Below are 23,230 nucleotides of genomic sequence, written 5' to 3'. Positions count from 1 at the left end.
GGTCCACGGTTCCGACGGCGGGTACGCTCAAGCGCTGGTCGCCACCAGCTGGCCCCGAGACGGGATGCCGTCACCGACAGGAGCGCTACCGTGATCGACCGAACCGTCCGACGCCGAGCCGGCTGGTGCTCACTCGCCGTCGCGACCAGCCTGCTCGTGGCCGGCTGCTCCGGCAGCGCCGGCGATGCCTCGTCGGCTCCGCCGACCACCGCCTCGAGCGCGCCGTCCTCGGCCGCGACGTCGGCCTCCGCCGGCGGGAGCGCAACCCCCACCACCTCCGACAGTCCGACCGCCGGTGCGGACCCATCGGCCACGGGTTCACCCACCTCCGACCCCTCGTCGTCCGGGACGCCGGTCCAGGCCCTGGCCAGCCGCGAGTTCACCGTCAACGGCACCTACGTCAAGTCGAGGCTCCGGATGCGGTTCGACGTCGTCGAGCTCAAGCGCCGGGGCGACCTGCTGGACCTGACGGCCTCGCTGACCAATCTCGAGCAGGACCGCGACCGCGATCTCCGGTGGCAGGTCGGCACCCGGTTCGACGGCGCCTACCGGAAGGACATCAGCGCCGGCGCCAACTTCTCGGGCGTGGTGCTGACGGACCTGGCGGGCAAGAAGCGCTACCTCGTGGCCGCCGACTCCGGCAACGCGTGCGTGTGCACGGTCGAGCTGGGGTCGGTGTTCGTGGACGCCGGCCAGAGCGTCGAGCTGAGTGCCACCTACGCCGCCCCGCCTGCTTCCACCACCAAGCTCGACGTCACAGTCAGCTCGCTCGGGACGTTCCGTGACCTCCCCATCAGCTAGAGCGCTGCGCCGGGGCGCTGCGACCGGGGTGCTCGCGCTGGCGCTGTTCGGCGGGGGGCCGTCCGCGGTGGTCTGGGCCGACGGGACGTCCAGCCCGGGACCCACCCCGACCGTCGGGGCGACCGCCACCACCCTGTCCGGGCTGAGTGCCCCGGTCCACGACATCCGCCGTGGGCCTGTCTACGACATCGTCGTCACGACCGAGTCCATCGACGGGACCGAGACCCAGAAGGACACGACCACCAAGCGCACCGTGATCCTGGACAGCAAGGTGCTCTTTCCCGAGGACTGGGCCACGCTGTCGGGGGCCGCGCGGTCCCGGCTGCGGTCGGTGGCCGGTCAGATCAAGGACAGCTCGGCGACCGGCACGGTCCAGGTCGACGGCTACACCGATGACCAGGGCTCGGCCCAGCACGGGTTGGTGCTGTCCCGGCAGCGCGCCCAGGCGGTGAAGAAGGTGCTGACGCCGCTCCTGGTCGGTACCGACGTCCGCATCGCGACCCGGGGGCTGGGCGAGGCCAACCCGCGCTTTCCCAACCTCGATAAGGCCAAGCGGCCGATCCCGGCCAACCGGGCCAAGAACCGACGGGTCGAGATCAGCTTCCATCCCGGCCGCTGACGCCCGGACCCCTCCGCGCCGAGGGACGAGAGCGTCTGGTCATGCAGCAGCAGGCGCGCGCCCCGCAGTCCCGGCCGTTCGGCCCCGAGGCGTTCGAGCCGCAGGAAGGCACGGTCCCGCGGCTGGACGCCGTGCTGGTCACCCACAGCGACAACGACCACGTCAGCGTCCCCACCTGCCGGGCGCTGGCCACGGTGACGACGACCTTCCACTCGACCCGCTACGTCGACACCCTGGCTCGCGCCGAGGGCCTGCCGTCGGCCGGGCACGCCATCGGGGACCGCTTCGCCGTCGGTGACCTCCAGGTCGAGGTGACTCCCGCGGACCGCGCCTGGCAGAACGACTCGCCGGGCGCGACGGTCTGGGCGCCGGGAGACTCCCGGCTCATCCCCGAGCACCACCTCGCCATGCCGGCGCCGGACGCGATGCTGTTCGACTTCTCCGACTCGAGTGGCACGTCGGCCTCGACGGTGCCGCCGCGATGGCCAACGCCTACCCCGACACGCGCCTGCTGCTGCAGCACTGGGGCTGCGTCGACGCCCCGGACTTCCGCCGTTCAACGGCGGCCCCGCCTCACCCTTCAGCGTTGGCGACGCTGGGCCGCCATGATGGGCGGGTGCCCTTTTCGGAACGCGCCTCCCGTCGCCCGCTGGACCGAGCCGACCTGCCCGCCGAGCTCACCGCCGACACGCTTCGCGGACTCAGCTTCATGACCCTGCGCCAGCTCGCCGACCACCGTAACGGCGTGCTGGACGCCGACGAGCAGCAGCAGTTCGACGCCGCGCTCCGCGAGGTGATGCGGGGGACCGCGTCGCGGGTGACCGAGGCGGTGCAACGCGCGCCGCGCGGCGGGCCGGCCCCCCGCGACCCGGGCCTGCGCCGCTCCTACGAGCGCACCCAGCAGCGGCTGGCCGAGCAGACCCGGCGGGCGCAGGAGAGGTTTCCCGAGCTCGCGCTCGACCTCCCCGACGAGCCGTCGGAGGGGACCGGGCCGTCCTCGGCAACGGAGCCGTCCCCGCCGACCACCGCGCCGGGGCCGTCCCCCTCAGACGGCGCGGTGACGGCCACGCCGACCGCGTCCGGCACCCCGACCGACGACGACGTCTCCCCGAGCGCCCTGGCCCAGGAGGTCGAGCAGACGTCGGAGACCCTCGACATGCTGGAGAAGATCGCGTCCCTGCAGGAGCAGCAGCTCAAGCACCAGGAGAGCCAGCTGCTCACCGAGACCCGCGGCGTCTTCTTCGCCTTCCTCGTCTCGGTCGCGGTGATCGTCGCCGGCATCGCTCCGCTCGTCGAGGCCGAGCCGCACGAGCGGGTGCTGATCGTGGTCTGGACGGTCGTCGTGATCGCCGCCGCCGGGCTGGTGTACGCCCTCGTCCGACGCGTGCAGGGGCGCTGACGGTCAGGTCCCGATGTCAGGGGGCCGCTCCCTCCGTGCCGCCGCAACCTGGCGACCACCACCGTGGCGGAGTTCGACCGGTACCTCGCCAGCCCCGACGCCGACGTCAGCGCGACCTCCTACCGCCGGTACGGCCTCTGGCTCAGCGACGGGGAACGCGACCAGCTCAGCCGCGAGCTCGAGGCGCTGGTGGACCGTTACGCCTCAGGTCCGCCCAGCCCCGGACGGCGGCGGCACCTGCTGACCGCCTCCCTGTTCCCGACGCCGTAGGGGTAGGAAGGACCATGGACGCGAACCACCGGCTCGTCACGGCCTGCCCGCAGGCGGGCTGAGCTGTGCCCCTCCACCTCGTGCCGCTCCACCTCGTGACCCTCCACCTCGTTCCCTGGCACGGGGTCGTCCTCGTCGTCGGTGGCGTGGTCGCCGGCATCAGCGGCACGGCGGGCGGCATCACCTCCCTCGTCGCCTACCCGCTGTTGCTGGCCGTCGGCATCCCGCCCCTGACCGCCAACACCACCGGCTCGGTGGCGATGCTCGGCTCAGGCATCGGGTCGACGCTCCGTGCGGGGCCCGAGGTCGCCGGTCACCGTCGGACGCTGCTGCGCTGGCTGCCCGTGGCCGTCGCCGGATCCGCGCTCGGGGCGGTGCTGCTGCTCGCGACGCCGGCCGGCCTGTTCGCCCGGATCGTCCCCTTCCTCGTGGCCGCCGGAGCCGTGCTGCTGCTGGTCCAGCCGCGGATCGCCCGCTGGAACGACCGCCGTCGCGCCCGCGTGCCCACCGGCCTGACGGCCGCGGCGATCACCGGGGTGACGCTCTACAACGGCTACTTCGGGGCGGGGTCCGGCGTGCTGATGATCGCCGTCCTGCTGCTGAGCGTCGAGCCCCGGCTGCTGCGGGCCAACGCGCTCAAGAACGTCCTGCTGGTGACCGCCGACCTGCTGCCCGCGGTGCTCTTCGCCTTCTTCGGCCACGTCGTCTGGTCGGCGGTGCTCGCCCTGGGCGTCGGGACCCTGGTGGGCGGGCTGCTCGGCCCCGGCATCGCCCGCCGGATCCCGCAACGGCCGCTGCGGCTCTTCATCGCCGGATCGGGGTTCGTGCTGGCGGTGTGGCTGTTCCTGCAGGCGCCCTGAGCCTCGCCTAGGCTGCGGATCGTGACCGTTCTCGAGGCTGACCGCATCGCCGCCCTGCGGGATGCGGAGACCAAAGCCGTGCAGCTGTTCGAGGAGGCGATCGCCCGAGGTCTCGTCGTCCCGGGTGTGGGGGAGCGAGCCCTGTCCGACCAGGTCCGGGACCTCGCGAACGAGATGTTCGGCGTCCGCAAGTTCTGGCACAAGCGGATCGTCCGCTCCGGGGTCAACACCCTCGAGCCGTACCGGTCGAACCCGCCGGACCGCACGCTCGAGGCCGACGACATCCTGTTCTTCGACTTCGGTCCGATCTTCGAGGACTGGGAGGCCGACGTCGGCCGGACCTACGTGCTGGGCGAGGACCAGCACAAGCACCGGCTCGCTGCTGACCTGCCGGTGATCTGGACCCAGGCACGGGACCACTTCGCGGCGACGCCCGACATCACCGGCGACGAGCTGTTCGGCCATGTGCTCGAGCTGCTGACGGCTCGGGGGTGGGGCCACGGCGCCCGGCACGCGGGTCATCTGGTGGGGGAGTTCCCGCACGAGCGGATCGAGGACGACCAGACCACCTCCTACATCACCACCGGCAGTGACCGGCCCATGCGTCGCCTCGACGCCGCCGGCCAGCCGTGCCACTGGATTCTCGAGGTCCACCTGACCGACCGTGCTCGCGGCTTCGGCGGCTTCTACGAGCAGCTGCTCGATGTCTGAGCCGAGGACGGGAGGAGCGCGGACCGTGGGCATCCTGGCCTTCGACGGCATGGAGGTGCTCGACTTCGCCGGCCCGTACGAGGTGTTCAACGTCGCCGGCGAGGTCGGGTCAGCGGTCGGGTTCGAGGTGATGGCCGTCGGGCTCCGGCCGGGACCGGTCGTCGGGCGCGGCGGCTTCACGGTGCTGCCGCCCGTGAGCATCCTCGACAGCCCACGGCTCGACGTCGTCATCGTCCCGGGTGGGGCCGGCACTCGGCCGCTGGTGCGCGATGCTGCGCTGCTCGACTGGCTCCGCGGGACGGCGGCGACGGCCGAGCTGGTGGTCTCGGTCTGCACCGGCGCACTGGTGCTGGCCGCGGCGGGGCTGCTGCAGGGCTGCCGCGCCACCACCCACCACGAGGCGTTCGACGAGCTCTCGGCGATCTCGCCCTCGACCGAGGTCGTCCGAGGCCGCCGGTTCGTGCAGGGCTCGGAGCGGGTCTGGACCTCCGGCGGGATCTCCGCGGGCGTCGACCTCTCGCTGCACCTGGTCGCCCGGCTGGCCGGGGAGCGGGCCCGGGATCTCGTAGTCACCGAGATGGAGTGGGGCTGGCCGTAGCTGATCTTGCTGTGCGTAGCTGATCTTGCTCTGCCGAGACCGGCCCCCATGATCAACAAGGTCGTCGAGATGTTGATCACCGGCTGGCGTTGATCAACTCAGCTCGGCGGCTGCCGCCAGGATCCAGTTCCGGTACTCCACCGCGAAGTGCTGCAGGTGGTGCTCGACCACCTCGGGCCCGCAGGTGCTCGGCAGCGTCACCGAGAGACGGAGGGTGAAGCCGTCCTCCTCGTCGCGGAACCAGTTGGCGATCGAGCCGACGACGGTGCCGTCCTCGAGCACGAGGTGCGACCGGCGGGCGGGCGGGCCGTAGCCGTCGTCCTCGGACGCGGGGGTCGGCTCCGGGGTGGCCGACTCGTCCCACTCGCGCATGAAGAACGAGCAGACGTGATCGCCGAGGGTCTCGACGATGTTGACCCGGCCGCCGCCGGCGTGGATCGAGTAGTGCTCGGGGTGGGCGGCGAGCAGGACGTCCTCGCGGCCGAAGGCGGTCGAGAGCCAGCCGGCGAACGCGTTTGCCCCGATGCCGCGCGCCCGCAGCCTCGTCGCACCGGTGATCTGCTGTCCGGCCGAGCGCTCGACGTTGGTGCGCAGGAAGGTGGTGCCTGCGGCGACCTCATCCCGCAGCAGCTCGAGCAGCCGTTCGCGGCCGAGCCGGCGTTTCAGCAAGGCCAGGGCTCGTCGCGCCGCGACCACCTCGAACCCCGTGATGCTGCTGTCGTCGGTTTCCTCGTTCAGTCGCACCGACGGTCCGGTCGTCGACATCGTGGCCACGGGGCTGGTCATCGAGATCTCCTCTGGACCGGGAGCTGCAGGTACGAGGCGTGTGCGCCGCCGGTGTGGATGACGTGCCGGCCCTGGTTGGCCCCGACGTACTCCGCGATGCCGGGCATCATCGGGCCCAGCAGGTTCCGTGCGCTGATCACGAACCGGAGCTGCTCGCCGGGGTGGAACGCCAAGCCGACCGGCAGCAGGTCGATCTCGACGTCCACGACCTCGCCGGGGATGAGCTTCTCGACCCGGTCGAAGCTGTGGGCGGGCACCTCGTCGGTCGCCAGCTGTTCGTCCAGGTGCCGCGCGGAGACGCGCAGCCGGCCGTCGGATCCCTTGTAGCGCAGGATGGTGGCGCCATGGTCGGTCAGGTCGTGGACCCGCGCGTTCTGGTTCGGGACGGTGAAGGCGGCCAGCGGCGTCCCGTAGGCGTCCAGCTTCTGGACCAGGACGAAGAGGTCCAGGTCGTCGGCGCCCTGGGCCTCGACCCACAGGTGCGCCTTGGGGTAGCCGACCAGCACGGTCTCGACGTCGAAGCGCGCGAGGAAGGACACGGCGGCCTGGTTCGTCGCGACGTCGTAGGGGGTAGCCACCTCGGCGGTCGGGACGGTGGGGGTCAGCTTCCGCGACAGGCCGTCGAGGTAGAACCTCGTCGACGTGACGTCCTCGGGCGGGAACCGGTCGGCGGGCACGCCGCCCCGGTCGCCGCCCTGCAGGTCGAGGACGGAGTAGCGCACCCGGGGCGTCTGCTCCCAGCCGTTGTCGAGATCACGGAGGTAGTGGTCGAAGAAGCGGCGCAGGTCGTCCACGTTGGCCTCGTCGTAGTAGTCGGGCCACTCCTGGCTGTGGTGGATCCGCAGCCACTTCTGCTCCGAGGCCATCCGACGCCAGGCCCGGAACGTGCCGGCGGTGTGCAGGGTGTTGGAGTAGCTGGCGACGACGTACGCAGGAACGGTGATCTGGTCGAACGCCGGGATCTTGTCCTCCCAGAGCTCGTTGACCAGCGGGTACCGCTCCGCCTCGCCGAGCAGGTCCTCCTTCTGGTTCCGGCCGAAGAAGCTTCCTTCCTGCAGCATGCGGGCGAAGCCGGTGTCGGGCATGCCACCCCTCATCACCAGGTCACGGTAGACGTCGCTGACGCCCTCCCACGGGTTGATCGCCGCGAGGTGCGGCGGCTGCTCGGCCGCGGTGAACCACTGCGCCACGGCCAGGTACGAGGTGCCGCTCATCCCGACCCTGCCCGAGCACCACGGCTGGTCGGCCAGCCACTCGACCAGGTCGTGGCAGTCCCGGCCCTCCTGGCGGTCCCAGAGCACGCTGTCGCCGTCGGAGTCCACGACTCCCCGCACGTCCGGGTTGCAGACCGCATAGCCGTGGGCGCACCAGTAGGCGGGGTCCGGGCCCTCGAACTTCTCCAGCCCGGAGACGATGCCGTTGTCCAGGCCGACCAGCCCGAAGACCCCCATCACGCTGACCGAGGTGCCCTGGGCCTTGCCGTAGGGACTCCACGCCACGATCACCGGGACCGGGTCGGTTCCCGCGGGCCGGAAGACGTCGACGTGGATGGTCACGCCGTCGCGGAGGGTGACCGCCACGTCCTTCTCGAGCACCACGTCGACGGGCAGCGCCCGAAAGGGCGGCGCCACCCGGAAGCCGGCCTCGAGCGTCCGGGTGCCTGGGTCGTACGGCGTCAGCACGCCGGTCCGGGCCGGCGGCAGCGGCCGGGACGGCACGGTCATCTTCTGGACGGCGCTCATCCGGGCTCCTCCTCAGCGGCGGGGCCGGTTGTGCTCCCGCATCCAGGTGAGCGTAGGACCGACCGGCGGAAATCTCAACAGCCGTTGAGAATCGCCGACGGCTCGGGCTAGGTTGGGTCCGTGACCGCACGGACATCCGAGCCGCCGAGCCCGCGTCGCGGCCGCCGGCCGGGTACGGGCAGCACCCGCCAGACGGTGCTCGAGGCGGCCCGCGTCCGCTTCGCCAGTGACGGTTTCGCGGCGACCACGATCCGACGGGTGGCCGCGGACGCGGGGGTGGACGCCTCGCAGGTGATGCAGTTCTTCCGCTCCAAGGACGAGCTGTTCGCCGCGGTGATGGCGGTGCCGCGCTCGGCCCTGAGACGGTTCGACACCGCGTTCGAGGGCCCCGACGAGCACCTCGGCGAACGCGTCGTCCGCGCCTACCTGAGCGCGTGGGAGGGCTCGGCCGAGGAGTCGGAGCCCCTGATGGCGATGCTGCGCGGCGCGATCGTCCACGATCAGGCCAGCACCCAGCTGCGCGACTTCATCCAGTCCCGGCTGCTGCACGGGACCGAGAACCGCATCGACCAGACCGATCACGACGACGCCATGCTCCGGGCCGGCCTCGCCTCCGCCATGCTCGTCGGCATCATCACCAGCCGACGCATCATCGGTGTCCCGGTCCTTCTCGCCGCCGACACCGAGCAGCTCGTCGCCGTCGTCGCCCCGGCCATCCAGCAGGTCCTGGTGGGCCAGGTCCCCTCGGGCCTTCGGAGTGCGGACGTGTCGACGTCACCAGGGCCCGGATCCGGCCGATGACGCCGCTTCTCGTCGCCCTGGGGATCGACGCGGTCGCGCCTTCGCGGCTGGCGTCGTTCTGGGCGGGACTGCCCGGCCGGGACCCCCACGACGCGGGTGCTGCCGTGGCCTGGCCGGCGACGAGACCCAGGTGGGTCTGCGGTCTGTCCCGAGCCGGGCCCAGCGCCATCAGCCCAGGCTCGCGGGTCCGCGCCAGGGTTACGCTGCCCGCGGGAGGCGGGTCGAGATGCGCAGACGACGGAGCAGCGCGGTCGGGCTGCTGGCCGCGCTCGGCCTGGCTGCCGGCGGTCTGACCGGCTGCAGCTCGGTGATGTCGGCCGGCTCGATCCAGGGGGTCCGCTCCGATCCTGACCACCAGGGACTCGTCGTCAGCTATCTCGGCGGTGGGTGCGACGGTCCGGTGCGGCTGAAGCTGAAGGAGACCCCGACCCGGATCGACGCGGACCTGGTCATGGGCCCGGGCGGTGGGGGCACCTGCGCCGCGGTCGGCTACCCCAGGACCGTGACCGCGCGGCTGGCCCAGCCCATCGGCAAGCGGACCATCTGGTCCGGCGGCGACGAACAGATTCCCTTCGACGGCGCCGATCTGCTGGTCCCGACCGACCTGCCGCAGGGCTTTGCCGCGCCGAGCGAGTCGGGCGACGGCGACGGCTGGTCGCCGGATCCCGAGGCGGCGGTGGCGACCAGCACCTGGACGACCCAGTGGTCCCCGGAGAAGACGGCCGGCGCCGCCGGTGAGTGCCGGCCGACCCGGGGCGAGCTCGCCATCCGGCTCGGCCCGGGCTCGACCAACCGCTACCTCGGCTCGACCAAGGTCGGTACGGCCCGGATCGGTGCGGCCACGGCCAGCATCTACCGTCTCGGCAGCAGTCGGAGGCCCGTCGGCTGGGCGTACGTCTGGACCCGTGGCCGCCTCGGCGTCGAGCTCGCGAGCAGCGCCACCTGCCGGGGCGACCAGCCGCTGGACCGCACCGATCTGCTCCGGGTCGCGAGGTCGTTGCGGCCGGCGTGAGCGGCGTCCGTGCTCAGCGGGCCGGCGACGACGTCAGAGCCCTGCGGCCAGCTCGGCCAGCGCGTTGTCGAGGGTGACGGCCGGCGTCCAGCCCCAGCCACGCGCCCGGTCGGTGAGGATCTGACCGGTCCAGGCCGGGAGGTCGTTGTCGAAGTCGGTCGGCACGCCGAGCGCCTGCGCCACCGTCCCCACGTAGTCGGCGACGGTGGCTGGACTGCCGGCGACGTTGACTGCCGTGCAACCGTCCACGACCGGACCGGTCGCGACGTCGGGGCCGCTCAGCACCCGCCCCGTCGCGAGGTCGGTCACCAGGCCGGCGAGGTCGTCGACGTGCACCCACGCGAAGGTGCCCGCAGCGTTCGCACGGCGCAGCCGCTCGTCGTCGCGGATCGCCGCAGGTCGCAGGACGTTCCACACCGAGGTCTCGCCCGGGCCGAGGATGGCTGGTGGCCGCACCAGCACCCGGGTGATGCCCTCCACCTCGGCCAGGGCGGCGTCGGTGTCGCGCTTGGTCACGGCGTAGACGTCGCCGTCGTCGCCCACCAGCGCCGACGTCTCGGCCACGTCCCCGAGCCCGGGACTGCGGTCGTACACCGCGCAGGTCGAGACGTGCACGAACCTGGCCACCCCGGCGTCCCGGGCGGCTCGCGCGAGCAGCGGCGTGCCCACGACGGCGACCTGTTCCTGGGTCGCCCGGTCCGAGCCCATCGGGTGCACCGTGGTCACCACGGCGTCCGCCCCCACCAGGACCTCCGCGGCGAGGTCCGCGTCCGCGAAGTCCCCGACGTGCTCGGTGAGCCCGGGGAGCTCCGGTGCCGTCCCCGCCCGCCGGACCACCGCTCGTACGGTCGCCCCCCGCTCGGCGAGCGCCGCGCAGACGCGGGCCCCGACCAACCCGTTCGCGCCCGTCACGACGACGACGGGAGAGGCGGGGACGACAGCGGTGGGAGAGGTCACCCGACCACCCTGCCACGCCGCCCAGACACCGCGACCCAGACACCGCGACCCGGCCACCGCGGTCCGACCACCAGGATGGGGAGATGGAAGATGTGGTCGCGGTCCGGCTCGAGCTCGCCGAGGGTGGTCGGCGCTACATCCTGACCTGGGGACGGATCCAGGAGCCGGTCGACCCGGGCCCGCTGGAGGCGCTGGTGCTGCGGCACTGTCGACGGTTCGCGCTGGGCGGGGAGCCCGTGGGGGCGTCGTCTGCGGGTCACTGCGCGAGGCGGCCGACTCGGCGGAGGCGCCGTACTTCTTCGAGCATCTGCTCTGGTTCTCCTGGCGCCCCATCCCCTTCGGTCCGGATCATGAGTCCTGGCGGGCCGAACGCGACGTCGCCCAGGAGGCGGGGCGGGAGCTGTTCTACTGCGGTCGCCCCGGCTGACCGGTCCTGGGGTCCTCCCTCCGGCTCAGCCGGCGACCGCGTTCTCGGCGATGAGCTGGTCCAGGTTGCCGCAGGTGTCGTCGAGGACGGCGATGACCGCCCGGCCGGTGGGTCGAACCAGGCGGACCTCCTGCCCGTACGCGGGCACTCGCGGCCTGTCCGGCCCGGAGCTACGCCGGCAGTCGTCGTCGCAGCGGCTCCCCGAGCACGATGTCGTGAGGCAGCCGTTCCAGCTCGTCACCGCTCACCGCGACCCCGTTCCTGTGCAGCTCCCCGGCCAGCCGGTCCCAGTGCGCGCTGCGTTCCTCCTCCTGGGTGCGGCCGGGGGCCGGCTCGTCGGGACCGACCACGTCCCGGGCGGTGGCGGCGATCTCCTCGACCGACATCCGCGCCCAGAGGTCGGGCGGACCCGACGCGCTCCAGCCCCGGTCGTTCAGCAGCAGCACCCGTCGACCGTCGGCCAGCACGGCCTCGAGCCGCGCGGACACCGACAGCTGCCGTTCGTGGCTGTGCTCCTCGTCGAGGTCGACGGTGGTCAGCAGCCGGTCCACGGTCGCCGGCCCGTCGTCGCGGTCAGCCACCGGCGGAATGCTCCGCGCAGGCGGCTCGGGCTGCGGCGACCACGACCGGGTCGAGGCAGCCGGACGCGTAGCCGCGGATCCGCCGGTCGATGTCGCGCTGCAGCAGCCAGCGCCCGATCCGGTCGGCGATCGGCTCGATCAGCCGCGGCCGGGTGGCGAAGTTGTAGCGCCAGGTGACCGCGGTCGTCCCTGGCGAGTTCCCGGGGGCGAAGCGCCAGCCGCCGCCGAACCGACGGAAGAACCACGGGCCCTCGACCATCGTCATGCCGACGTTGCTGGGGCGGAGAACGAGACGTACGTGCTGACCATCCGCAGCCCGTGGCGGGAGGTGGTGGCCGTCCGGACCCCGACGGCCGGCGTGCTCGCCCCGTCCAGGAGCTGCTGGTACCGGACGAACGGGTCCCACCGGTAGCGGATGGGCGCGGTGGTCTGCGACACCCAGAAGGCGAGTTCGGGCTCGAGGGGGACCGTCGTACGCGACTCGACCACCGGCATCGGCTCATCATGCCTGGTCAGGACTCCTTCGAGGGCTCGACGGTCCGGTTCAGGATCCAGGCGTGCAGCCCGACCTGCCGCACCCGCACGAAGCCGTGGTCCTCGAGCAGCTCGGCGGTCCCGCTGAACAGGAAGCGTCCGTGCGCCTCCCGGCCCGCCGTCACCTCCGAGATCGCCTCCACGAGCCCGCCGCCGGCCCGGGCGACCAGCTCGAGTGCCCCGCCGAGGGCGACCCGGGCCACGCCCTGGCCGCGGTGCCGGCGGTCGACGTAGAGGCAGGCGATCCGCCAGTCCGGGTGCGGCGGTGGCTCCTTCGCGTACGCGCGCCGGTGCTTAATGCCGGGAAGCTCCTCGGGCGGACCGTACTGGCACCAGCCCTGGACGGCGCCCCCCGGGTCGAGGACCAGGGCGGCCTGGGCCCGGCCGTCGCGGACGAGCTGCTCCTTGACGTCGCGGTGGCTGATGCCGCGCTGGCCGCACTCGGGATGCCAGCCGATGCACCAGCAGCCGCCGAAGATCCCGTTGTTGCGCTCCACGAGGTCCGCGAAACCGTCCCACCGCTCACCGTCGAGCGGCACGACCGACCATGCGGCCGTCTCCGCTGCGGCCGCGCTCACGCGAGGCCGTCCGCCGCGACGGCCAGCAGCCGGGCCAGCTCGGCCGGCTGGGTGAACATCGGCCAGTGACCCGAGCCGAGGTCGACGAGCTCGACGTGGCTGGCGCGGGCCAGCTCGGGCAGCTCGCCGGAGTCGATCCACTCCTGCGCCTGCGCCGGGTCGAACTCCGGACAGACCAGCACCACCGGCACCTCGAACCGTCGCTCGTCGCTCAGCCGGAGGACGCCGCGGGCGACTGCTTCCGGGACGGGGATGGCCGCGGCGCTGAAGCGCTGCCGGGCCGCCTCGTCGAGGTCGTCGGCGTCCGGTCCCTCGAACGGCTCCCAGCCGGGGAAGGGCATCGCGCCGTCGACGACCGGGAAGAAGTCGGCGTAGCGCTCACCGTCCGCGCTCGGGAAGCCGCCGATGAGGACGACACCGGCCACCTTCTCCGGGCGGCTGTCCGCGGCCAGCCAGGCCAGGCTGCAGGCCGCTGAATGGCCCACCACCACCGGCGAGCCGGAGGCGGCGTCGACCGCCGCGAGCACGCTCGCCACCTGGTCGTCGAGCGTGGCGGTGGTCGAGCCGTCGCCCTGGCCGGGCAGCGTGACCGGGACGGGGCGGTGGCCGAGGGCTTCGAGAGCGGGTACCACGTCGGCCCAGGCCGACCCGTCCAGCCAGAGGCCGGCGATGAGCACGATGTCGGTCATGGGTTGACGCTAGAGGCGGTTCCGGACGATCCGCGACCGGTAACCGATACCTTGCTCAGGTGCCGCACGAGATCAGCCCGACCGCGCGTGCCCTGCGCGCGCTGGAGATCCTGCAGGCCCGCCCGGGCGTGACGGCCGACCAGCTCGCCGATGGGCTGGGGGTGACTGAACGTGCGGCCCGCCGCTACGTCGCGATCCTGCGCGAGGCCGGTATCCCGGTCGAGTCGGTCCGCGGCCCGTACGGCGGCTACCGCCTCGGGCGCGGGATGCGCTTGCCGCCGGTCGTGTTCACCGAAGCCGAGGCGCTCGAGCTGGTGATGGCGGTCCTCGACGGCCAGCACACGGCGGCCGACGCGGGCGACCTCGTCGCGACGGCGCTGGGCAAGGTGATCCGGGCGCTGCCCGAGAACATCGGTCGGCAGGCTGCCGTCCTCCGCGAGCATGCCGCCGCGGCCCCCGACCGGCGGTCGGCCCGCCCGGACCCGGCCGTCACCAGCGCCCTCGTCGCGGCCGTCGCGGCCCGGCGTCGGGTGCGGCTGGAGTACCGGAACCGGGATGGGGATGAGTGGGAGGCCGAGGTCGACCCCTGGTCGGTGGTAGTCCGGCACGGACGCTGGTACCTGCTCTGCCACTCCTACCGCGCGGACGCCGTCCGCAGCTACCGGCTCGACCGGGTTCAGACCGTGCAGCAGACCCCGCACGCCTTCACCCCGCCCGCCGGTCTCGACCCCGTGGCCGCGCTCGAGGCGAACCTCGGCTCGGGCTGGGCGTTCGACACCCGTGTGGTCTTCGAGGCTCCGCTGGCCGAGGTCGCGCCGTGGGTCCGGACGCCGATGGGACGGCTGGAGCCGCACGGCGCGGGCTGCGTGCTCGTGGGCAGCACCGGCAACCCGGCGATGTACGCGCAGGAATGGCTGGCGACCATCCCCTTCGCGTTCCGGGTGGAGGAGGGACCCGAGCTGCGGGCCGCTGTGGCCGAGGTCGCCCGTCGCTTCGCCGCCGCGGTCGGGGTCTGAACCGACCTCCGGCCCCGGATCGGCCCACCACGCCACTGCTGCCTTCGGTCAGGCCTTCCCGCGGAAGGAGTAGTGATCTGCCGCGTAGTCGCGGCAGATCACTACTCGTTGTCCGGGCAGTCCTAGCTGAGCTCGGCCCGACCGTCGCGCCAGTAGCCCATGAACGACGCGCTGCCGCGGTCCAGGCCGTGCTCGGTGAGCAGCAGCCGGCGGAGGTCGCGGACGGTGCCGGCCTCCCCGGCGACCCAGGCGTAGCAGGGCTCCGGCTGCGGGGTGGCGTGCAGGCCCAGGTAGGAGGGGGTGTCCCAGAGCACCTCGGCGTCGATGTCCACCTCAGGCACCGGCGCCGCGGGGGCGGGCCCGTGCAGCGGCTCGACGGCCAGCAGGGCGCGGACCGCCAGCCGGAGCCGCTCCCCGTAGGGCCGGTCACCGCGGGAGAGCCAGGTCACCTCGACGTCCCGGGCGGCCCGCAGGTCGACGAAGTCGCTCGCACCGGGAACCTCGAGCAGCGCGTGGCCGCGGTAGCCGGCGGGCAGGGACTCCAGCACCGCGCTGATCGCCGGGACCGCCGTCTCGTCGCCGACCAGCAGCACCCGGACCGCGACGTCGGCCGGGGCGGGCGGCAGCCACTCGATCCCCGCCGCCTCGCCGGTCGCCCGGTTGGGGCCGAGGACGGTGATCCGGTCGCCCGGCAGGGCCTGCGCCGCCCACGTCGCCCCCGGGCCTGCTGGGCCGTGGTCGCCGTGCAGCACCAGGTCCAGGTCGACCTGAGGGTCTGGACCTCCGAGCCGCGCCGACCGGATCGTGTACGTCCGCAGGTGTCCGCGGACCGACGGCGGCAGGGCCCGCCAGCGCAGGTACCAGCCCGGCGACAGCTGGCCCAGGATGCGCGGGTCGGGAGCGGGCCCGCCGGGCTCGGGCAGCACGAGCTTGATCCGCTGGTCCCGGGTGCCGAGCGGGCCGCCGGGGTGGAAGTCGGCCAGCGCCGGACCGGCCAGGGTGACCCGGACGAAGCTGGGGGAGAGCCGGACCGACGCCCGGACCTGCAGCGGGAAGGCCAGCAGCGGCGACGCGGTGGTGGTGACGGTCATGCCGGCACCCCCGCCGCTGAGTCCGCCGCCGACTCCACCGGGACCTCCGCGGACGCCGCCGTCGGGATCGCCCGGGCCGCCGTCCGGTGGCGGCCGATCGGCACCACGAGCGGCGTCCCGGTCACCGGGTCGGGCAGCACCCGGCTGTCGAGGCCGAAGACCGTCCGGACCAGCGCCTCGGTCACCACCTCGCCCGGCGGGCCGGCCGCCACCACCCGCCCGGCCTGCATCGCGACCAGGACGTCGCTGTAGCGGGCGGCCAGGTTCAGGTCGTGCAGCACCAGGACGACCGTGGTGCCCCGGGTGGCGTTCAGCTCGGTCAGCAGGTCGAGCACCTCGATCTGGTGGGCGAGGTCGAGGAAGGTCGTGGGCTCGTCGAGCAGCAGGATGTCGGTCTGCTGGGCCAGGGCCATGGCGATCCAGACCCGCTGCCGCTGGCCGCCGGACAGCTCGTCGACCTCGCGGTCGGCGATGCTGTGCGTGTCGGTCGCGGTCAGCGCGGTGGCGACGGCCGACTCGTCGTCGCTGGACCAGCGCCGGAGCCAGCCCTGGTGCGGGAACCGGCCGCGGGCCACCAGGTCGGCGACGGTGATGCCCTCGGGCGCGGTCGCCGTCTGGGGCAGCAGTCCCAGGACACGGGCCACCTCCCGGGTCGGCCGCGCCGAGATGGCCACCCCGTCCAGCAGCACCGCCCCGGACGTCGGAGCCAGCAGCCGCGACAGGCCGCGCAGCAGCGTCGACTTGCCGCAGGCGTTGGGGCCGACGATGGTCGTCACGCGGCCGGGCGTGATGCTCAGGGTCAGGTCGTCGACGACCTGGCGCTGGTCGTAGGCCAGGGACAGCCCCTCGGCCGTGAGGGTGTGGGACGTGCTCACGTCAGCCTCCTCGTCCGCCGCGGTTGGCGGCGGCCAGCAGATACAGCAGGAACGGGGCGCCCAGCGCGCCCGTGACGACACCGACCGGCAACGGGGTGTCGGCCAGCAGGTTGGCGGCGACGAAGTCGCCGCCGAGGACGACCAGTGCTCCGACCAGGCCGGCCGCGGCCAGCGAGGTCGCCCCGCCCAGCAGCCGGCGGGCGATGGGACCGGCCAGGAAGGCGACGAAGGAGATCGGACCGGCTGCCGCCGTGGCCACCGCGGCCAGAGCCACCGCCAGCGCCAGCAGCCCGAACCGGACGCGGCGGACGGGCAGACCGGTGGCCGCGGCGACGTCGTCGCCCAGCTCCAGCCCACGCAGCCCCCGGGTCAGCGCGGCGGTGAACGGCAGCAGCACCACCGCGGCGACGCCGGCCCAGCCCGCCCGCGGCCAGCTGGCGTGGTTGAGCGAACCGGTCAGCCAGACCAGGGCGTCCGCCGCCGTCCGGAGGTCGGCGCTGGTCAACAGATAGCTGGTGACGGCGTTCAGCACCGCGGCCAGGCCGATGCCCACCAGGACCAGCCGCTGTCCGGCGACTCCGGAACGGGCGGCGAGCAGCTGCATGGCCACCGCGGTGAGCGCGGCTCCGACCAGGGCGGCGAGGGGCACCGAGACGCCGCTGCCGCCGAGCACGACGAGGGCGAAGACGGCCGCCGCGCTGGCCCCGGAGGTGACGCCGACGACGTCCGGGCTGGCCAGCGGGTTGCGCAGCAAGGTCTGGAAGATCGCGCCCGACACCCCGAAGCCGACGCCCACCAGAGCCCCCACCACGGCTCGCGGCAGCTTGTCGTCCAGGACGATGAACGAGGCGCCCGGGATGCGGTGGCCGGCCAGGATGCGGACGAAGTCGGCGATGGTGACAGTGTAGCGGCCGAGCAGCACGTCGACCCCGAGCATCACCACGACCGCCAGCCCGAGCAGGACGAGCACCCGCAGCCGACGGTGAGCGGCGCGCCGCCGGACCGACGCCGGGGACGGGCCGGCCGGGGCCGCGACCGGCGTCGCCACGGCGGTCACCCCGTCACCGCCCGGCGGCGTCGGACCAGCCAGACCAGCACCGGCGCGCCGAGGAGCGCGGTGAGCAGTCCCGCCGGCACCTCGCCGGGCGGCTGGAGCAGGCGGCCCACGACGTCGGCGCCCAGCAGCAGGATGGCGCCGAGCAGCATCGACAGCGGGAGCACGCGCCGGAAGTCCGGGCCCACGAGCAGCCGGGCCACGTGCGGCACCACCAGGCCGACGAACGCGATCGGACCGGCCAGGGCGGTGGCGGCCCCGCAGAGCAGCACCGCGCCGAGGGCGGTGACCGCCCGGCCCAGCGCCACCCGCTGACCGAGGCCGCGGGCCAGGTCGTCCCCCAACGCGAGGCCGTTCAGGACCGAGCCGGTCCCCAGCGCCAGGGCGGCACCGACGGCCAGGAACGGAGCGGTGCCCGCGATCTGCTCCCAACTGCGACCGGCGACGGCACCGACCGCCCAGAACCGGTAGGTGTCCCAGGTGGCGGTGCTCGCCACCAGTACCCCGTTCAGCACCGAGAACAGTCCGGCGCTGACCGCGGCGCCGGCCAGGGCGAGCTTGACCGGGGTCGCGCCGCCGCGGCCCATGCTGGCGACCCCGTAGACCACGACCGCGGCGACACCGGCCCCGACCAGGGCGAACCAGACGAAGCCGGCCTGGTCGGCCACCCCGAACACCTCGATGCCGGTGACCACGGCCAGCGCGGCACCCGCGTTCACGCCGAGGATCCCAGGGTCGCCCAGCGGGTTCCGGGTGACCCCTTGCATCGCGGTCCCGGCCAGGCCGAGCGCCGCCCCGACCAGCAGGCCGGCGACGGTCCGCGGGGCCCGTGCCAGCACGACGGCCTGGTCGCCGTCACCGGCCACCGGGTCGGTCCAGGTCTGGACCACCGTGGACCAGGCGGTCGGCCGGGCCCCCAGGACGAAGGACGCCACGACGGCCGCCGCCACCCCGAGCAGAGCCAGCCCCAGGACGACTCCCAGGGGGAGCGTCCGGCGCCTGCTCGGGGTGGGGGTGGCCGGCCGGGTCGGGACGGCCGTCGCGGCGGCCGGGGACATCAGCTCGCCTTGTCCGCCGCGGCCCCGAGCTGGGGCAGGAAGGTGTCGAGCGCCCAGGGCAGGCTCAACGGGCTGGACGCCGAGATCGCCAGGGTCAGGGTGTTGTCGGAGTCGGCGACCAGGGCACCGCGTTTCACGGCCGGGATCTGCCCCAGCAGCGGGTCGGTGCTGATCTTGTCCGCCGACGCGCTGTCCGGCACCCAGGTGGCGAACACATCTGACGCGAGCTCGTCGGCCCGCTCGGCCGACCAGTCGAAGTAGAAGGCCGCGTTCTTGGTGTTCTTGGCCACCACCGGTGCCTGCGTCATGCCGAGTGAGGTCAGGAAGCGGGGACGGTTGTCGTTGGCGGTGTAGATGCTGATACCGCCCTTGGCCGGGTCGAGGTTGCCGTAGATGAACGAGAGGCCCTTGAGCTGCGGGTAGGCCGCGGCCTTGTCGGTGATCGTCTTCTCGGTCGTGGCGATCAGGTCGGCGGCCTGGGCGCCACGGCCCAGGGCCTGCCCGATCAGCGTGGTGGAGTCCTGCCAGGAGGTGCCGAAGGCCACCTCGGGGTAGGCCACGACCGGGGCGATCTTGCTCAGCTTGTCGTAGTCCTCCTTCGTCAGCCCGGAGTAGGCGGCCAGGATGACGTCGGGGGTCGCCGTGGCGATCGCGTTGAAGTTGACGCCATCGGCCTCGGAGTACTGCGCCGGCGCCTTTTCGGTGCCGATCGCCGCTCCGAGAGCCGCCAACGCCGTGTCCTTCCACGGGGTCGAGCCGGCCGCGTTGCCGCCGTACTCGTCCTTCGGCATGCCGACCGGGACCACCCCGAGGGCGAGCGCGACGTCGGCGTTGACCCACGAGACCGTCGCCACCCGCGTCGGGGCCGCCGGGATGGTCGTCTCACCGAACGCGTGCTTGACGGTCACCGGGTATGCGGCGGAGGCGGGTGCGGAGGCCGCGGGCTGGGACGTCGTGGTCGGGCCGGTGGAGCAGGCGGCCAGGGGCAGCGCGGCGGTCACGGCGGCTGCGCTGCCCAGCAGCTGGCGTCGGGTCAAGGGCATCGGTCTTCTCCTCGGTGGCGCGGAAACAGCAGGTTAGGTGAGGCTAACCTACTCGCCTGAGAGAAGGTCAAGTCACGGACTTGCGCACGTCGACTGGGCGGCGGGTCTGGCACCCTGGGGGCCATGACCGCCCTCCTCCGACGTGTTCCCTGGGTGGTGGCCGGACCTTTGCTCGCCGTGCTGGTGCTGGTGCTCACCTGGGGCCGTGACCTGCCCGGACTGCTCGTCGCCCTCGTGGCCCTCGTCCTGGGCGGGGCCGTGCTGTCCGCCGTGCACCACGCGGAGGTGGTGGCCCACCGGGTGGGGGAGCCGTTCGGCTCGCTCGTGCTGGCGGTCGCGGTCACGATCATCGAGGTGGCCCTGATCATCACCCTGATGCTGTCCGGCGGGCCAAGACGGCGTCCCTGCCGCGCGACACCGTCTTCGCCGCCGTGATGATCACCTGCAACGGGATCGTCGGGTTGTCGCTGCTGCTGGGGGCGGTCCGCTACAGGATCACGCTGTTCAACGCCGAGGGGACGGGGGCGGCGCTCGCGACCGTGGCCACGCTGGCCACCCTCAGCCTGGTGCTGCCGACCTTCACCACCAGCCGTCCGGGGCCGGAGTTCTCCCCGTCGCAGCTGGCCTTCGCGGCGCTCGCCTCGCTGATCCTCTACGGCGCCTTCGTGCTCACCCAGACCGTCCGGCACCGCGACTTCTTCCTGCCGGTGACCTCGGCAGGGGTGGTGGTCGAGACCGAGGAGCACGCCGACCCGCCCACCAACCGGGCGGCCCTGACCAGTCTCGCCCTGCTGCTGGTTGCGCTGGTGGCCGTGGTCGGGCTGGCCAAGGTGGAGTCACCCGCCATCGAGGCCGGCGTCGAGGCCGCGGGCCTGCCGCCGTCGTTCGTCGGCGTGGTGATCGCCCTGCTGGTGCTGCTGCCCGAGACCCTGGCCGCCTCCCGCAACGCCCTCCGCGACCGGATCCAGACCAGCCTCAACCTCGCCCTCGGCTCGGCCATGGCCAGCATCGGCCTGACCATCCCGGCCATCGCCCTGGCCAGCGTCTGGATCGACGTCCCGCTCGAGCTCGGGCTCGGGCCCACCCAGATGGTGCTCCTCGCCCTGACCGTGGTGGTCGGCGTCCTGACCGTCGTCCCGGGGCGCGCCACCCGGCTGCAGGGCGTCGTCCACCTCGTGCTGCTGGCCGCCTTCGGCTTCCTGGCCGTCAACCCCTGACGCCAGGAAAGCAACTGCTGAGAGACGACGCCGCCGACCGGTGTGTCGCCGGTCAGCCTTCAGCAGTTCGTCCGCGTCGCTCAGTCGCGCTCCTGCCAGGTGCAGAGGCAGACCTTGTTGCCCTCGGGGTCGGCGAGCACCCAGAAGCTCGGCGCGCTCTCGGCGCTGACCAGGCTCCCGCCGGCGGCCAGGGCGGCGTCGATCCGTGGCTGCACCTCGGCGGGGTCGACCCAGAGATCGGGGTGCCAGCGCTGACGAGGCTCCTCGCTGCCCGAGGCCTGGAACCACAGGGTGGGCAGGGCGGTGGACGGGTCGGGCAGCTCGTCGGGCTGTTCAGGCAGTTCCAACGCCAGTACCGCGGCCCAGAACGGCTGCAGGCCGCCGGCGTCCGGGGTGTCGAGGCCGAGCTCGAAGCGGGTCAGCCCGGCCGGCTCCAGCTCGAGGCCGGCCGCCGTGACCAGCGTGGTGATACGCCGGGCCAGCCGGATGTCGCGGCCGCTGAGGCCCCCGACGTCGTGGCTCGACAGGCGGATGCCGACGTGGCCGTAGCGCAGGTCGAGGTCGGGATGGTGGTCCAGCTGCTCCGCCTCCGCACCGATGGCGTTGACCAGGGCGAGCCCGGTGGCGAAGTCGGCGGTGACCACCCGGGTCTGCAGGGCGCCGAGCAGGTTGACCCAGCCGGTGAGCTCGGCTTCAGCGACCTGGACGGCGGTGAGGTTCGTCATGGAGCCATGCTGCCCGTCCGGCCGGCCCACGTCGAGGCTGAACCTCCGTAGGCGACGCAGGGGGAGAGCTCGTGCTCGTGCGGCAGGCTGGGCGCCCGGTAGCGGGTCTGTTCGACCAGCCCGAGCCGGCGCATGACCGCCTGCGAGGGCGTGTTCGTCACCGTTGTGATCGACCAGACGCGGTCCTCGCCGAGGGTCTCGAACCACACCTGCAGCGCGGCGATCGCCGCCTCAGTGGCGTAGCCGTGACCCCAGGCCGGACGGGCCAGCCGCCAGCCCACCTCCATCTCACCGGCTCCGGGCGTCCCGGGCGGCATCGGGTTCAGTCCGGTGAAGCCGAGGAACCGGCCGTCGGAGAGCCGTTCGAGAGCCCACAGGCCGTAGCCCTGCTCGTCGAACCGGGTCTCGATCCGGTCCACCAGGGCGTCGCTCGCCGCCGGGTCCAACGGGCTCACGAAGTACCGCATGACGTCGGGGTCGGCGTTCATCGCGGCGAACGGCTCGCGGTCGGCAGGCCGCCAGCGACGCAGCCGCAGCCGGGGCGTGAGCAGCTCGTCGAACCGTCGGGGCACGCTCTCGACCGTACTGTCCCAGCACGGTCACGGTCTCAGAACGCGTCGGCCACCGCCTGGCGGGCCGCGGCGACCGCCCGCAGCCGGACGCCGTCCCGGTACGGCGCGCCGATGAGGGCGGTCGGCCGCACCAGCAGGCCGCGGTCGCCCGGGTCCAGCCGCTCGGCCACCCGCTCCAGGAAGCCGGGCGTGCTGCCCCAGGGCCCGCCCAGGAGAAGGCCTTGCGGGTCGAGCAGGGCGACCACCGAGCTCAGGGCTCCGGCGACGGCGGTCGCGATCGCGTCGCCGGTCCGGCGGTCCGGCGCGGAGGTGCTGGTCAGCAGCCGGCGGACCCGGTCGACGTCGATCGCCTCCGACCCGGGCCGCATCAGGCCCCAGTCGGTGAAGGACTCGACGAGCGTCCGGCTCTGTCCGGCCGGCCCGGCGGTGCGGACGTGGGCCAGCTCGCCGGCCAGCCCGCTCGCGCCCCGGACGACCCTGCCGCCGAGGACGACGGCGCCGCCGATGCCGGCACCCAGGTAGGCCAGGACGAAGTCGTCCAGGTCCGCGGCGTTGCCGTCCCGCTGTTCGGCCAGGGCCGCCCAGTTCACGTCGTTGTCGACCTCGACGTCGGGGGCGAGGCCGTGCAGCACCTCGGCCGCAGCGAACTCCCCGAGCAGGAACGGGGCGTGTGGCAGCGGCAGCAGCGCGCCCGTCCGCCGGTCGACGGGGCCCGCGACGCTGACCGCGCAGCTGCGGACCGGCCCGGGCGTCCGGGCGACCGCCGAGTCGACGGCCGCCCGCAGGACCGGAGCGAGGTCGCGGCCCTCGAGGGGGGGCGGGGGCACGGGTTGCTCGACGTGGGCGATCGGGTCGCCCATGAGGTCGAAGGTGTCGACCACCACCCCGTCCGGCCCGACCGAGACCGCCAGGCCCGTTGCCGCGTCCGGACGCAGCCGACAGGACGTCCCCGCCCGGCCGCGACCGCCGACCTCCGGCCCGTCCTCGGCCACCACGCCCGCCTCGATCAGCCGACGGACGCTCTCGGAGATGGTCGGCTTGGAGATCCCCGTCCGGGCGGCGATCGCCGCGCGCGTCAGGGTGCCGGCCTCCAGCAGCGCAGCGAAGACGCGACGATCGGTCAGCTGCCGCACCATCCCCAGCGAGGGACGCGACGGCTCCTCGCTGAGGATCGGGGTGGGCGCGTCCACCGGGAGGGGCGGGGTCATCCGGGC

The 23,230-nt window shown here is 73.5% G+C and carries 30 protein-coding genes; 13 read left to right on the top strand and 17 right to left on the bottom strand.

What is annotated here, in order from left to right; all coding sequences use genetic code 11:
* Positions 1 to 90: 90 nt before the first annotated feature.
* The 8 genes from ACFE7W_RS01795 to ACFE7W_RS01760 all read left to right on the top strand — a co-directional run bounded on the left by ACFE7W_RS01795 (position 91) and on the right by ACFE7W_RS01760 (position 5,258).
* Entirely contained in the window at positions 91 to 801 is a 711-nt protein-coding gene (locus ACFE7W_RS01795; RefSeq protein WP_375423056.1) for a hypothetical protein, read from the top strand.
* Positions 782 to 1,420 (top strand): OmpA family protein, encoded by a 639-nt coding sequence (locus ACFE7W_RS01790; protein ID WP_375423055.1) that lies wholly within the window; start codon positions 782 to 784, stop codon positions 1,418 to 1,420. The genes ACFE7W_RS01795 and ACFE7W_RS01790 overlap by 20 nt, the downstream gene beginning before the upstream one ends.
* 41 nt (positions 1,421 to 1,461) lie before the next feature.
* Complete coding sequence (locus tag ACFE7W_RS01785) at positions 1,462 to 2,133, top strand: MBL fold metallo-hydrolase (RefSeq protein ID WP_375423054.1); 672 nt, start codon at positions 1,462 to 1,464, stop codon at positions 2,131 to 2,133.
* Positions 2,037 to 2,819 (top strand): hypothetical protein, encoded by a 783-nt coding sequence (locus ACFE7W_RS01780; protein WP_375423053.1) that lies wholly within the window; start codon positions 2,037 to 2,039, stop codon positions 2,817 to 2,819. Before ACFE7W_RS01785 ends, ACFE7W_RS01780 begins: the two co-directional genes overlap by 97 nt.
* A gap of 63 nt (positions 2,820 to 2,882) precedes the next feature.
* Positions 2,883 to 3,089, top strand: a complete 207-nt coding sequence (locus ACFE7W_RS01775) for a hypothetical protein (RefSeq protein ID WP_375423052.1) — start codon at positions 2,883 to 2,885, stop codon at positions 3,087 to 3,089.
* Positions 3,090 to 3,184: 95 nt separating this feature from the next.
* Positions 3,185 to 3,949: a sulfite exporter TauE/SafE family protein gene (locus tag ACFE7W_RS01770; protein ID WP_375423051.1), complete on the top strand. Its 765-nt coding sequence runs from the start codon at positions 3,185 to 3,187 to the stop codon at positions 3,947 to 3,949.
* 21 nt (positions 3,950 to 3,970) lie between these two features.
* Positions 3,971 to 4,660, top strand: a complete 690-nt coding sequence (locus tag ACFE7W_RS01765) for a M24 family metallopeptidase (RefSeq protein ID WP_375423050.1) — start codon at positions 3,971 to 3,973, stop codon at positions 4,658 to 4,660.
* Positions 4,653 to 5,258, top strand: coding sequence for a DJ-1/PfpI family protein (locus ACFE7W_RS01760; RefSeq protein ID WP_375423049.1), 606 nt, complete (start codon positions 4,653 to 4,655; stop codon positions 5,256 to 5,258). Before ACFE7W_RS01765 ends, ACFE7W_RS01760 begins: the two co-directional genes overlap by 8 nt.
* 93 nt (positions 5,259 to 5,351) lie before the next feature.
* On the opposite strand, the gene ACFE7W_RS01755 is transcribed toward ACFE7W_RS01760, so the two are convergent.
* Positions 5,352 to 6,044, bottom strand: coding sequence for a hypothetical protein (locus ACFE7W_RS01755; RefSeq protein WP_375423048.1), 693 nt, complete (start codon positions 6,042 to 6,044; stop codon positions 5,352 to 5,354).
* A complete protein-coding gene (locus ACFE7W_RS01750; RefSeq protein WP_375423047.1) occupies positions 6,041 to 7,786 on the bottom strand; it encodes a CocE/NonD family hydrolase in 1,746 nt (581 codons plus the stop codon). Before ACFE7W_RS01750 ends, ACFE7W_RS01755 begins: the two co-directional genes overlap by 4 nt.
* A gap of 120 nt (positions 7,787 to 7,906) precedes the next feature.
* Here ACFE7W_RS01750 and ACFE7W_RS01745 point away from each other — a divergent pair, with 120 nt between their 5' ends.
* On the top strand, positions 7,907 to 8,587 hold the full coding sequence (locus tag ACFE7W_RS01745; protein WP_375423046.1) for a TetR family transcriptional regulator: 681 nt from the start codon (positions 7,907 to 7,909) through the stop codon (positions 8,585 to 8,587).
* Between the two features lie 226 nt (positions 8,588 to 8,813).
* Positions 8,814 to 9,599 (top strand): hypothetical protein, encoded by a 786-nt coding sequence (locus tag ACFE7W_RS01740; RefSeq protein WP_375423045.1) that lies wholly within the window; start codon positions 8,814 to 8,816, stop codon positions 9,597 to 9,599.
* Positions 9,600 to 9,632: 33 nt separating this feature from the next.
* On the opposite strand, the gene ACFE7W_RS01735 is transcribed toward ACFE7W_RS01740, so the two are convergent.
* From ACFE7W_RS01735 to ACFE7W_RS01705, 7 genes are all read right to left on the bottom strand, one after another.
* Positions 9,633 to 10,556: an NAD-dependent epimerase/dehydratase family protein gene (locus ACFE7W_RS01735; protein ID WP_375423044.1), complete on the bottom strand. Its 924-nt coding sequence runs from the start codon at positions 10,554 to 10,556 to the stop codon at positions 9,633 to 9,635.
* Positions 10,557 to 11,008: 452 nt separating this feature from the next.
* Positions 11,009 to 11,131 (bottom strand): hypothetical protein, encoded by a 123-nt coding sequence (locus ACFE7W_RS01730; RefSeq protein WP_375423043.1) that lies wholly within the window; start codon positions 11,129 to 11,131, stop codon positions 11,009 to 11,011.
* A 22-nt stretch (positions 11,132 to 11,153) separates the two neighbouring features.
* Positions 11,154 to 11,564, bottom strand: coding sequence for a hypothetical protein (locus ACFE7W_RS01725; RefSeq protein ID WP_375423042.1), 411 nt, complete (start codon positions 11,562 to 11,564; stop codon positions 11,154 to 11,156).
* Positions 11,557 to 11,829 carry a hypothetical protein gene (locus tag ACFE7W_RS01720; protein ID WP_375423041.1) on the bottom strand — a complete coding sequence of 91 codons (273 nt, stop codon included), beginning with the start codon at positions 11,827 to 11,829 and terminating at the stop codon, positions 11,557 to 11,559. The genes ACFE7W_RS01725 and ACFE7W_RS01720 overlap by 8 nt, the downstream gene beginning before the upstream one ends.
* Positions 11,826 to 12,059 (bottom strand): hypothetical protein, encoded by a 234-nt coding sequence (locus ACFE7W_RS01715; RefSeq protein WP_375423040.1) that lies wholly within the window; start codon positions 12,057 to 12,059, stop codon positions 11,826 to 11,828. The genes ACFE7W_RS01720 and ACFE7W_RS01715 overlap by 4 nt, the downstream gene beginning before the upstream one ends.
* Before the next feature lie 17 nt (positions 12,060 to 12,076).
* The gene (locus ACFE7W_RS01710; RefSeq protein ID WP_375423039.1) at positions 12,077 to 12,676 is read right to left on the bottom strand and encodes a GNAT family N-acetyltransferase; all 600 of its coding nucleotides are present in this window, start codon (positions 12,674 to 12,676) and stop codon (positions 12,077 to 12,079) included.
* A complete protein-coding gene (locus tag ACFE7W_RS01705) occupies positions 12,673 to 13,365 on the bottom strand; it encodes an alpha/beta fold hydrolase (RefSeq protein WP_375423038.1) in 693 nt (230 codons plus the stop codon). Before ACFE7W_RS01705 ends, ACFE7W_RS01710 begins: the two co-directional genes overlap by 4 nt.
* Before the next feature lie 59 nt (positions 13,366 to 13,424).
* Here ACFE7W_RS01705 and ACFE7W_RS01700 point away from each other — a divergent pair, with 59 nt between their 5' ends.
* Positions 13,425 to 14,381: a helix-turn-helix transcriptional regulator gene (locus tag ACFE7W_RS01700; RefSeq protein ID WP_375423037.1), complete on the top strand. Its 957-nt coding sequence runs from the start codon at positions 13,425 to 13,427 to the stop codon at positions 14,379 to 14,381.
* Positions 14,382 to 14,503: 122 nt separating this feature from the next.
* Here the strand turns inward: ACFE7W_RS01700 and ACFE7W_RS01695 are convergent, their stop codons facing one another.
* Genes ACFE7W_RS01695 through ACFE7W_RS01675 form a run of 5 tightly spaced genes read right to left on the bottom strand, consistent with a single transcriptional unit; the run spans position 14,504 to position 19,502 of the window.
* Entirely contained in the window at positions 14,504 to 15,472 is a 969-nt protein-coding gene (locus ACFE7W_RS01695; RefSeq protein WP_375423036.1) for a siderophore-interacting protein, read from the bottom strand.
* Positions 15,469 to 16,347 (bottom strand): ABC transporter ATP-binding protein, encoded by an 879-nt coding sequence (locus ACFE7W_RS01690; protein ID WP_375423035.1) that lies wholly within the window; start codon positions 16,345 to 16,347, stop codon positions 15,469 to 15,471. Before ACFE7W_RS01690 ends, ACFE7W_RS01695 begins: the two co-directional genes overlap by 4 nt.
* Before the next feature lies 1 nt (position 16,348).
* The gene (locus ACFE7W_RS01685; protein WP_375423034.1) at positions 16,349 to 17,404 is read right to left on the bottom strand and encodes a FecCD family ABC transporter permease; all 1,056 of its coding nucleotides are present in this window, start codon (positions 17,402 to 17,404) and stop codon (positions 16,349 to 16,351) included.
* Positions 17,401 to 18,459 carry a FecCD family ABC transporter permease gene (locus ACFE7W_RS01680; RefSeq protein ID WP_375423033.1) on the bottom strand — a complete coding sequence of 353 codons (1,059 nt, stop codon included), beginning with the start codon at positions 18,457 to 18,459 and terminating at the stop codon, positions 17,401 to 17,403. Before ACFE7W_RS01680 ends, ACFE7W_RS01685 begins: the two co-directional genes overlap by 4 nt.
* The gene (locus ACFE7W_RS01675; protein ID WP_375423032.1) at positions 18,459 to 19,502 is read right to left on the bottom strand and encodes an ABC transporter substrate-binding protein; all 1,044 of its coding nucleotides are present in this window, start codon (positions 19,500 to 19,502) and stop codon (positions 18,459 to 18,461) included. The genes ACFE7W_RS01680 and ACFE7W_RS01675 overlap by 1 nt, the downstream gene beginning before the upstream one ends.
* Positions 19,503 to 19,625: 123 nt before the next feature.
* Here ACFE7W_RS01675 and ACFE7W_RS01670 point away from each other — a divergent pair, with 123 nt between their 5' ends.
* Positions 19,626 to 19,937: a hypothetical protein gene (locus ACFE7W_RS01670; RefSeq protein ID WP_375423031.1), complete on the top strand. Its 312-nt coding sequence runs from the start codon at positions 19,626 to 19,628 to the stop codon at positions 19,935 to 19,937.
* Positions 19,937 to 20,719, top strand: coding sequence for a calcium:proton antiporter (locus ACFE7W_RS01665; protein WP_375423030.1), 783 nt, complete (start codon positions 19,937 to 19,939; stop codon positions 20,717 to 20,719). Before ACFE7W_RS01670 ends, ACFE7W_RS01665 begins: the two co-directional genes overlap by 1 nt.
* 80 nt (positions 20,720 to 20,799) lie before the next feature.
* Here the strand turns inward: ACFE7W_RS01665 and ACFE7W_RS01660 are convergent, their stop codons facing one another.
* From ACFE7W_RS01660 to ACFE7W_RS01650, 3 genes are read right to left on the bottom strand one after another with little or no spacing between them, the layout of a single operon-like run.
* Positions 20,800 to 21,444 carry a 4a-hydroxytetrahydrobiopterin dehydratase gene (locus ACFE7W_RS01660; protein ID WP_375423029.1) on the bottom strand — a complete coding sequence of 215 codons (645 nt, stop codon included), beginning with the start codon at positions 21,442 to 21,444 and terminating at the stop codon, positions 20,800 to 20,802.
* Positions 21,441 to 22,016 (bottom strand): GNAT family N-acetyltransferase, encoded by a 576-nt coding sequence (locus tag ACFE7W_RS01655; RefSeq protein ID WP_375423028.1) that lies wholly within the window; start codon positions 22,014 to 22,016, stop codon positions 21,441 to 21,443. The genes ACFE7W_RS01660 and ACFE7W_RS01655 overlap by 4 nt, the downstream gene beginning before the upstream one ends.
* 35 nt (positions 22,017 to 22,051) lie before the next feature.
* Complete coding sequence (locus ACFE7W_RS01650; RefSeq protein WP_375423027.1) at positions 22,052 to 23,224, bottom strand: ROK family protein; 1,173 nt, start codon at positions 23,222 to 23,224, stop codon at positions 22,052 to 22,054.
* Between the last annotated feature and the right edge of the window lie 6 nt (positions 23,225 to 23,230).

The organism is uncultured Friedmanniella sp. (genome assembly GCF_964244285.1).
GTDB lineage: Bacteria > Actinomycetota > Actinomycetes > Propionibacteriales > Propionibacteriaceae > Microlunatus.
Note: the sequence above shows the minus strand (reverse complement) of the source record. Positions and strands in the feature narration are given on the sequence as shown.